This is a genomic window from Flavobacteriales bacterium (assembly GCA_025210295.1).
Classification (GTDB): domain Bacteria; phylum Bacteroidota; class Bacteroidia; order Flavobacteriales_D; family Parvicellaceae; genus S010-51.
The window spans coordinates 56,634-66,807 of record JAOASC010000017.1; the positions used below are offsets into that span (position 1 = coordinate 56,634).

Sequence of the window (10,174 nt, forward strand, 5' to 3'; positions counted from 1 at the left end):
TACAATAATAAGATGAATATATTAGAAACAAACGTAAATGGTGGATATCCAATCGAATTGGACGACTTTAGATTCTTAGATAATATCTATCGTAATGGAATACACCAAGTGATTCGCTCTCTTGCTGATAATGCTATTTTAACAGGAGTTGAAAGAGGGGTGGATATTAATAATAACGAAAAAATAAGCGAGGGTTGGGTTATATTAGATGGTGAAATAGGGTATCTACCTGAAACCATAGGCTTATCTGATAGTCAAGAATATGGAATTGTTTCTGACAACTTTGATGATCCTAATGTGATTAAAGTAACGCAGGCTGGTCAAACAATTAAACCTCACAAAATCAGACGTTTTAAGATTGAACCTTATCATCCTTCAATGGGAGATCACCGCAAGTTGTGGCAGTTAAAATCAGTTAAAAGTGTTTTGAAAGATGAGTTTGGATTATCAGGTAATACATTAACTAGAAGTTGGATAACTGAAACTCCTAGCTCTTTTGATTGGAATGGCACAACAAACAGGTATGAAGCTACCATAACTCATAATCAAACAGCTGGCGTTTTAGGAATACAAGGAGTATCTATCTTGTTACATGAGTTAACAAGTGGACGACTTATGTCATTACCTAGCTCATTTAGCTGGGAATTAACGGATACAAATATTATCATAATAGATAACTCTCCACAAGGTTCTAATGATGATTTTAGAGGGGCTATTCTTAATGGTGGCTTGAAAATTATTTTTGAATCTGTTTAAAAGCAATTTAAATACTAATAAATAAGTTATGAATAATAAAAAGATGGATAGTGTGACAACTTCCAAAATCAAAACTCCAATCAGCTATTATGGAGGAAAACAAATGATGATAAAAGATATTTTACCATTAATTCCTGAGCATGAAATTTATACTGAAGCCTTTTTTGGAGGAGGTGCTATTTTTTGGGCTAAACCCCCAAGTAAATGTGAAGTTATTAACGACGTTAATATGAATATCGTTAATTTTTATGAGGTTTTAAAACATAGTTATTTTGAACTTAGAAAAAAAATTGAAGCAACATTACATAGCAGAGAGACATACAAAAAGGCTTTGATAATTTATGAAAGTCCATGGCTTTTTGCTGAAGATGAAGTTTTAAGAGCTTGGGCTTTTTGGGTTGCAACAAATCAAGGTTTTTCAACTAAAATAGGAACATGGGGGTATGATAGAAATAAGAGAGCTCATACAATACAAAACAAAATAGATGCTTTCCAGGAATCATTAAGTGAAAGGCTTAGATATACTCAAATAGAACATAATAAAGCTCATAAAGTTATATTAAGCCGAGATAACGAAAAAGCTTTTCATTATGTTGATCCTCCATATATTGATACTGATCAAGGTCATTATGGTGGTTATACTGAAGATCATTTTAAGAGAGATTTAGATGCTCTTACTCAAGTCAAAGGTAAGTTTTTGTTGAGTACATATCCGTCAGATATATTAGATAAATATATTAAGGATAATGGATGGTATTCAAAAAAAATAGAAAAGACTTTATCTGCTTCTAATGGAGCAAAACTGACAAAACGAAGAAAGAAGATTGAGCATTTAACCTCCAATTATCCTATTTAGGTAAAGTAGCCCCTAAGCAGCTGTCACACTTATAATAGATACATCCACTATCAATTGCCTAAGCAATTGGCTTAGGGGCAATTCATTTTGTAGTGGATGTATGATGAAAGTGTGACACTACAAAGATAATCTTTTTGTCTATAATTTATGTGTATATTGGAATTTTAAAGTACTTTTCGTTTTCTAATTCAAATACTTTTCGTTTTTCCGTATATATTAATTCAATAAATTTTCTTTTGCGTGTTTTTTGCCTGTTTTATAGGTATAAAAAAAGGGCTATTTTCAATGAAAATGCCCTGTTCAAAACTTTTTAGAAATTACGCAAACTAATTCGATTCATTTCTAAAAATCTTAAAATACTTGATTTACTATATCTTATAATTTTACCAAACCGACTAAATTCAATTTTTAGTTCATCTCTTAATTGTTGTAACTTACCTTTGCTCTTTATTCCTAAAAGAGTTTTTGCTTCAGATTCACTTAACCACTCTTTGTCATTAAAATATTTTTCACTATTCTTAATGACTCTTATCGTTAACTCATCTATTAGCTTATAAAACGTTTCTTTTTCTATTACGATTACTTCCACATATAACACCTCCTTTTTAATTTATTTTTATCAATTGACTTCTCTTAATGAGTTTATCAATTCTTTACGTTTATAATAAATTCTTCCTCCTAGCTTATAGGCTTTTATTAGTTTATCGTAAGTCCAATTCTTAAGTGTACTTAGTGATATTGATAAAAACTCTGCTGCTTCTTTCCTTGTTAGTAATTCCTTATTTTCCATTTTCTTTTAGTTTTTCATCTATAAATTGTTCTACTGATTCTGTTATTGATGGATTTCTTGCTACCGTCAATCCTATTTTCATCGCATTATTAAAGACTTCCTCTCCAAATTCTTCTTTGGTGCTTTTTATTACCTTTAAAATCATTTTTGTTTCTTGATCGATATTGTTATTGGTTGATTTATTAAAAGAACTTGAAATCATTGGAAATAAATCTCTTATTATTTTACTGCTTGAACTTTCTAAACCATTGACTTTTGTCTTTAATTGCTGGATTTGTTTTTTCCGCTCTTTATTTTTTTTTATCAATCGTTTTAATTTTTCTTTTTTTCTATATTCTTTTATACTATCCTCTAACTCTTTTTCATATTGCTCTTTAGATAAAAAGTCTTGATTATGTATTAATAGATATTTATCATTTAACCTTGACTTGCCATAATAGATTAACACCACTATTTCTCTGGAGCTTCCTAGCATAAAATCTTGATGATTATAAAAACGATATACTTCATTTGTTCTTGGGACGACTGATAATCCATCTATTCTTATTTCATAATCTCTAGGTGTATTATGTTCTTTGAGTTTTTTCAGAGAATTATATATCATATCTAAATTATCAGAGTCATAGCTTAGCTTGGTAATCATAGTTGTTCATTTAAAAGTTTGTAAAATCTAGCGTATCTTCAGAACCTTCTAGAGAGTTTTCTGTAGTTGGCTCTTTAGGTAATTCTTGTTTTTGGTTTATTGGTGATTTATCTATCTTTTTGGTTGTGGATTTGGTGTTTGAAGAACCTGACTCTTTATTTCTTTTTTTCTTTTCAACTTCTAAATACATAGCCGTTAGCCAATTGTCTTTCAAGTCATTTAATCGTCCTTTTACTGTTAGAAGATTTTGATTTTCTTTTAAGTCTTTTGATTTTGCTATTCCATACGTCAAGGTTGATGCTCCCAACATTCTTAGCAAACCTGATTTATCACCTATATAGTGTCCTAACAATATGAGTAAGGGACCTATAAGCTTTGCTTTTTCACCACTTAATGCTCCCAATCCTGTACCTCCCGCTACACTGGCTATATCTATGGTGCTTTTTAAAAGAGTGTGTTCTACTTGTCCTTTAGTTTCTTTTCGGTTGTATTCTTCCAGTAATTGACTAATTTTACTTTTGGAGGTATTTTTTTTCTTACGTTTCATAGTAGCTTTGATTTTATACTATGAATTACGCAAAGGTTTTTATAGTGGGTAAGTATTGGGTAGCCCGAAAAGTTATAATTAACTAATTATTTTGAAGGTTTTCTTTACAAATATCTATTTGTTGGTCAATTAACGCTACAACATTGGTTAACTGAACAGATTGAAAGTATGGTTTTATTAACTCTAAATTTTTAAGTAAATAACGGTCATTTGTCACCACTTGTGGGGCTGTTCGTAATGCTTTATATATATTGGTATTTTTCAGCTTTTCAAATTCTTGAAATGGAACTCCCAAAATTAAATGATACAATGCTGCTTGTTTGGTTAAATCTACTGTTCCAATAGTTTTAAAGCCAAATGATTCTAATAAAAAATATAAGGCTAGAAGTTGTTGTTTTTGTGTAAACGTATAGCGATGCTCTTGTTTTTTTTCATCTTTTTTATTCACATTACTAGTACTAGTATTATATTTTGCATGAAGTTGTTTTCCAGCAATGCTTATTGCCAATGCTCCCAAAATATTTTCATCAGATGAATCTAAAGCTTTTGTTTCTTGAATTATTATATCGTCAACATCTATGTTGCTATCCAAAATTAAATCATAGTAATAATCAGATAACTGGATGGTATCATTTCCATTTTTAAACGCTATTAATTTCAACAATTCTCTTTGGGCTATATCTCTAATTTGTTGAAAATGTTGAAGTGTTTTTTCAAATGATGTTTGATTATCTAAGGCACTATAATGATAATACACAAACTTCAACTCTTTTAGCAGTAATGTATAATAAGGAGTTAACTCATTTTCTATAAAGAGAATACGTTGATAGTATTTTTTAGCATATGCTTTATTAGAGGCTTTTTTGACTTCTGCTTCATATCCTTTTTTCAATACTTCTTTATTGTATTGAATAAGCTCTTTAAATTCTTTTGTGTTTTTTACCATACCCATATAAAATATGAACGCATATGATACAGCATTGGTTACAATTTGATTAAAATGACTTTCTTTACCTCTATTTACCCACTTTTACACCGTTTTAATCTGTATTAATCTGTTATGATGTGTTTTAAGATGTTACCTTAACGATAAGGTCGAATAAAAAAACTCTAAAAACATAGAAAAAGATCAAAAAGAACTTATTTCACATAAAATAACTTTTTACTTACTTAGATATAATTATTTTTGCTGAGTGATTATATATAAAATAAGTACAACTATATTGAGTTGACTCAAAATTTTTTAAAGTTAATAATAAATTCTATATCACTGTAACCTATACAAAACCAAATAATTACCATTAGTAATAGATTAATAATTAAAACAAACCATATAAATGAATAAGAAGTTAAAATTTACACTAACAACAATATGGATTTTACTTTCAAGAAGTTATGATGCATACTGTACCTATTTGTTAACACCAGACCTTAATGAAGAGGCTAACCCATTAGTTTCAGTAATTGGAGTATCATCATGGACAACTTTATTAGTAATATTAAGCCTGTTAACACTTTATGTTCTTTATGTTTATTATATTAGTATGTTCACCCCATTAAATCTAGCACCAAAGGAAAAAGGTTATAGTTTCAGTAATTTTATTGCTTATACCTACTTAGGTAAAAAAAGTCATTGGACTTCAGTATTCTATAATATACCTATAAGTATAACAAGACTTAACAATTATTTTGGACAAATGTTATCTAAATTTCTTATTTATGCAGGGATTATCTCAACAATAATGTGGTTGCTAATAAACTACACAGAGTTTTATAAGACAATTCACAATGTGACAGTTATTTATACAATATTGATAGGAGGATGTTTGATTATAGCCTATAAATGGAATAAGTCTCTTTACAAAGAATATTTAAGTAATTAAAAGTATGAGCCTTAAATATCTTTGAATTCATTTAACAATTAGTTTAATCCTCAAATTAACCTAGGAATCAATAGGATACATCTAATAAATAATTATATTTGAATGTAATTTATTAATAATTAGTTTTTTTTACATAAAAATTTTCATTATGAAAACATCTAAAATTAGAAAGGTATTTGTAACATGTATAGCATTATCTAATTATTATTTTATAACAAGTCAAAATTTTAAAGAGCACATTATTGACCAAGGAGACGACAACTTCTCTTCACAAATTATACAAGGCGATATTGACGGTGATGGTGATATTGATTTAATTACAATGAGAAGTGATATCAACGTTTCTCATACTCCTTATAATATAAGATTATACGAAAATGTAGGTAGTGATTCATACAAAAGACATGTACTGCTAGACAGGCCTGCAACACAAGCTACATTAGCAGATTTAGATGGCGATGGTGACTTAGAAATTGTTGCAGCACTAAGACCAGAAGACAAAATTGTTTATTACGATAATTTAGGAGGTCTTTCTTTCTCCTCAGCTAAAACGATTGATCCATTTTGCCTAGAAGCCTATCATGTTATTGCTGGAGATTTCGATGGAGATAATGATATGGATATTGTTTGTTCATCAATAGATGGTTTAAATGAAGTTACCGTACATTTTAATGATGGAAATGGAAACTTTTCAGGGGAAAGGCTCTTGGATTATCCTATTAAAACTCCAATAGAATTTATTGTTGGAGATGTAAACAACGATGGAATAGATGACTTTTCTTATAGAAAAGCTAATGACAATGATATTTTGCTTTACGAAGGAACAAATACTGGAAACTTTAATTTACATGCTTATAATGGCAGTTCTTCTGTACCTATAACTACTTTTTGCTATACAGACCAAGAACAAGACGGAATACTAGAATTAGCTTTTTTAGACGATAATGGTATTTACATAATACGTCAATTATTAGCGTCAACTACAATGGTACAAATTACGAATGCTAATAATTATGACCATATAGCATCTGGAGACATTGACAATGATGGAGACGATGACTTAGTATTAAACAGTATAGGTGGAACTACAGGATATTATGTAAATGATTTAAGTAATGGGTATCTGGAATTTTCAGGCATTAATTCAGCTATTGAAGCGGGTACAGACATCATAGCTGGCGATTATAATCAAGATGGGCTAGACGAAATAGCTTTTGTTGGCGGGAGCTTTACATTTACAGGAATATCTAAATTCGAAGTCAACTCTGGAACGTTGAACTTTGATACAACTTTTGCTATTGGGGTTCCAGACGGAGCTCCAGTTTCGGGAGACTCAAAGCTATTAGCAGATATTGACTCTGATGGAGATTTAGACGTTATAACTTACCAAGGATGGTATGAAAATGATGGCACTGGAAATTATAGCACATATCAACCTATTGCATTTCCTGACACGTTATTTAATGGATTAACAACAACGCATGATAAAATCATAAAAGTAGTTGACATTGACACAAATGGAATTAATGATATAGTTGTCAAACTTGCAGGAAGCGATCAAACTGTTTGGCTAAACTACAACAATAACTTAGCTTCTGTTCCAAATTTAGAAAACAGGATGCCAACAAATAACATAGTCGGAGCCTCTTTTATTGATTTTGATTTAGACGGAGATTTAGATTTATTGGGAGACGATGGTAGCTACCTAAAATGGAGTGAAAATGGTTATAATAACTTCGGATCTACTACTATAGGTAAATTTAATCCAGTGAGTGCGTTTGTGAGAGATCAAAACAATAGCTTAATCCAAGGCTTTTTCCATTTGGATATGCTAGCAGACATAGACAATGATGGAGATTTAGATGCTTTTTCTAAAAGTGGAAATGCAATTTCATATTTTGAGAATATTGGAGGAACGAAAATGACTCAAAATCAATTTTTGATCAATTCTAATTCTGCTAATTCGTTATCCTTACTCGGAACTGGCGACTTTAATAATGATGGGTTCGTTGATCTATTAGAATCATTATCAGGAACCCTAGCTTATTATGCTAACGACGGTTCTTCAGGATTTACAGGGCCTTACTTTATAGACAATATAGCAAAGTCATACTCAAACAGACCCTATGCTAAATGGGGAGACATAGATGGCGATAATGACATTGATATTATCTTGACTTTTTATGAAGGAAATCAATACAATACTATTACAGGATGGTACGAAAACGATGGAACAGGTTCATTTGCTCCGCTTCAAAAAATATATGCACCTGAAATTACTTCGTTTTCTGACATTGACGATATAGACGGTGACGGAGACTTAGACGTTCTTGCCTACTCTAGGTTATCTGGTAAAACTAGCTGGTTAGAGAATCTAGGAAACAGTTGTGTATCTTGCTCTTTAAATATTGATGAAGAAATATGTAGAGGAGGTTTTACAGTTTTAGGAAGCGAAATTATATTTGAAGAAGGAACCTATATTGATACACTTGTTTCTCAACTAGGTTGTGATAGTATTGTCCAACTTAATGTTAGCTTTTCTCCAAACTTTTGTTCAACAAGTCAATGTTCAGAGCTTATTATTTCTGAATATATAGAAGGGACAGGAAACAATCAAGCTATAGAATTATACAACCCAACCAATGATTCCATTATGCTTTCTGATTATGCCATTGGAGTTTTTAATGGTAGTTTTTCTGTTGTTGATTCTATTATCAACTTAGGTGGGTATATTTATTCAGACTCTACTTTCGTTATTGTCAACTCTAATTCAAATAATTCTGGAATGCTTGGAGCTGCTTCTTTAATTAGTTCAAAATTAAACTTTACAGGAAACGATGCTATAGTTTTATATAAAAATGGTTCAATTATTGACAGAGTTGGAGGAGAGATATTAAACAATAATATAATTACAGAGGGAATGTTATCTACTCAAAATCAAACTTTGGTAAGACTTCCATCTGTTACAGAAGGGCTTATACCTCCATTAACTGATTCTTTAACACATCAGTTTAGTGCATTGCCTACTGATGATATCACCAATCTTCACATTCATGTCTCTGAATGTCAACAATTACTTTGCAATAACCATATAATTATAGACTCTACAATATGTACTGGAGACACTCTATATACAGGACAAAATGAATTCTTTGAAACAGGTGTTTATTTTGATTCATTAATGAATAACAACAGTTGTGACAGCATCGTAGAAATAAGATTACACGTAAACAGTAACTATCATTTTATTTATGATACCATCTGCAATGGCGATACTCTATTTTACAACCAAGATACACTAACACAGAATGGAACTTATAATTATTCTTTTCCTGTATCATCTGAATGTGACAGTCTTGTTGTTTTTAATTTAACAGTTTTAACCCCTAATGCTTCTATCAATGGATTAGGAACAACTTATTTAAACACTTCATCCAACCAACCTATTATAGGGATTCCTTCTGGAGGTAGTTTTTCAGGCCCTGGAATTATTGGCTCAAACTTTTCAGCTTCTATAGCTGGTGTAGGTTCTCATACAATTAGCTACTCAATTAATGTTAACGGATGTATAGCTAGCGATTCTCAAACAGTCACTGTAACTCCAGCTCCTAATTATAACTATGATTTAATTATTTCGACGGTATATGACGGACCTTTAACTAGTGGAACACCAAAAGGGATAGAACTATTTGTAGGACAAGACATACCGGATCTAAGTATTTACGGAGTAGGATCTGCCAATAATGGAGGAGGATCTGACGGCGAAGAGTTTACCTTTCCTAATGTATCTGTTACAGCAGGCGATTATATCTATATTGCAACTGAATCTACAAATTTCTCAAACTTCTTTGGATTCGCTCCAGATTATACGCACGGTTCTATGTCTATCAATGGTGATGATGCAGTAGAGTTATTTCAGAACGGAGTTGTAATAGATGTTTTTGGTGATATAAATACAGACGGTACAAATCAAGTTTGGGAATATACTGACGGTTGGGCTTCTAGAAATAATTGCTCTCAACCCAACAATGGAAATTTCAATAATTCAAATTGGACTTACAGCGGAATAAACACCTTAGATGGTGAAACCATGAATTCAAGCGCAACAACTCCTGTACCTATTGGGACATTTACTTGTGGAACGACTTGTATAGGTACAACAGGTTTGGATATACAATCAGCATGTGGTTCTTATACTTGGATAGATGGAAACACTTACACAACATCGAACAGTACAGCAACACATACATTAACAAATGCCGCAGGATGTGATTCAATTATTACATTAAACTTAACTATCAACAATACTACAACAGCTACAGATATACAATCAGCATGTGGTAGCTTTACTTGGATAGATGGAAATACTTACACAACATCGAACAATACAGCAACACATACATTAACAAATGCCGCAGGATGTGATTCAATTATTACATTAAACTTAACTATCAATAATACTACAACAGCTACAGATATACAATCAGCATGTGGTAGCTTTACATGGATAGATGGAAATACTTTCACAACATCGAACAATACAGCAACACATACATTAACAAATGCCGCAGGATGTGATTCAATTATTACATTAAACTTGACTATTAACAACACTACAGCTACAGATATACAATCAGCATGTGGTAGCTTTACTTGGATAGATGGAAATACTTACACAACATCGAACAATACAGCAACA

At 31.2% G+C, this 10,174-nt stretch carries 9 protein-coding genes; 4 read left to right on the forward strand and 5 right to left on the reverse strand.

The genetic code is table 11. The features are described from left to right. The first annotated feature begins 12 nt into the window (after window positions 1-12). Together N4A35_05475 and N4A35_05480 are read left to right on the forward strand one after the other, a co-directional pair. The gene (locus N4A35_05475) at window positions 13-756 is read left to right on the forward strand and encodes a hypothetical protein (GenBank protein ID MCT4580850.1); all 744 of its coding nucleotides are present in this window, start codon (window positions 13-15) and stop codon (window positions 754-756) included. A 28-nt stretch (window positions 757-784) separates the two neighbouring features. Further along, window positions 785-1,612 carry a DNA adenine methylase gene (locus N4A35_05480; GenBank protein MCT4580851.1) on the forward strand — a complete coding sequence of 276 codons (828 nt, stop codon included), beginning with the start codon at window positions 785-787 and terminating at the stop codon, window positions 1,610-1,612. Window positions 1,613-1,922: 310 nt separating this feature from the next. Here N4A35_05480 and N4A35_05485 read toward each other — a convergent pair whose 3' ends face one another. The 5 genes from N4A35_05485 to N4A35_05505 form a co-directional block, all read right to left on the reverse strand. Then, window positions 1,923-2,201, reverse strand: a complete 279-nt coding sequence (locus N4A35_05485) for a helix-turn-helix domain-containing protein (protein ID MCT4580852.1) — start codon at window positions 2,199-2,201, stop codon at window positions 1,923-1,925. A gap of 30 nt (window positions 2,202-2,231) precedes the next feature. Further along, on the reverse strand, window positions 2,232-2,402 hold the full coding sequence (locus tag N4A35_05490) for a helix-turn-helix domain-containing protein (GenBank protein MCT4580853.1): 171 nt from the start codon (window positions 2,400-2,402) through the stop codon (window positions 2,232-2,234). Continuing rightward, window positions 2,392-3,045 carry a hypothetical protein gene (locus N4A35_05495; GenBank protein ID MCT4580854.1) on the reverse strand — a complete coding sequence of 218 codons (654 nt, stop codon included), beginning with the start codon at window positions 3,043-3,045 and terminating at the stop codon, window positions 2,392-2,394. Before N4A35_05495 ends, N4A35_05490 begins: the two co-directional genes overlap by 11 nt. Before the next feature lie 10 nt (window positions 3,046-3,055). Further along, a complete protein-coding gene (locus N4A35_05500) occupies window positions 3,056-3,592 on the reverse strand; it encodes a hypothetical protein (GenBank protein MCT4580855.1) in 537 nt (178 codons plus the stop codon). A gap of 82 nt (window positions 3,593-3,674) precedes the next feature. Continuing rightward, window positions 3,675-4,538, reverse strand: a complete 864-nt coding sequence (locus N4A35_05505) for a hypothetical protein (GenBank protein ID MCT4580856.1) — start codon at window positions 4,536-4,538, stop codon at window positions 3,675-3,677. Between the two features lie 391 nt (window positions 4,539-4,929). Here N4A35_05505 and N4A35_05510 point away from each other — a divergent pair, with 391 nt between their 5' ends. Together N4A35_05510 and N4A35_05515 are read left to right on the forward strand one after the other, a co-directional pair. Beyond that, a complete protein-coding gene (locus N4A35_05510) occupies window positions 4,930-5,475 on the forward strand; it encodes a hypothetical protein (GenBank protein MCT4580857.1) in 546 nt (181 codons plus the stop codon). Between the two features lie 148 nt (window positions 5,476-5,623). Beyond that, window positions 5,624-10,174 (forward strand): FG-GAP-like repeat-containing protein (locus N4A35_05515; GenBank protein ID MCT4580858.1); only part of this gene is annotated, 4,551 nt, incomplete at its 3' end.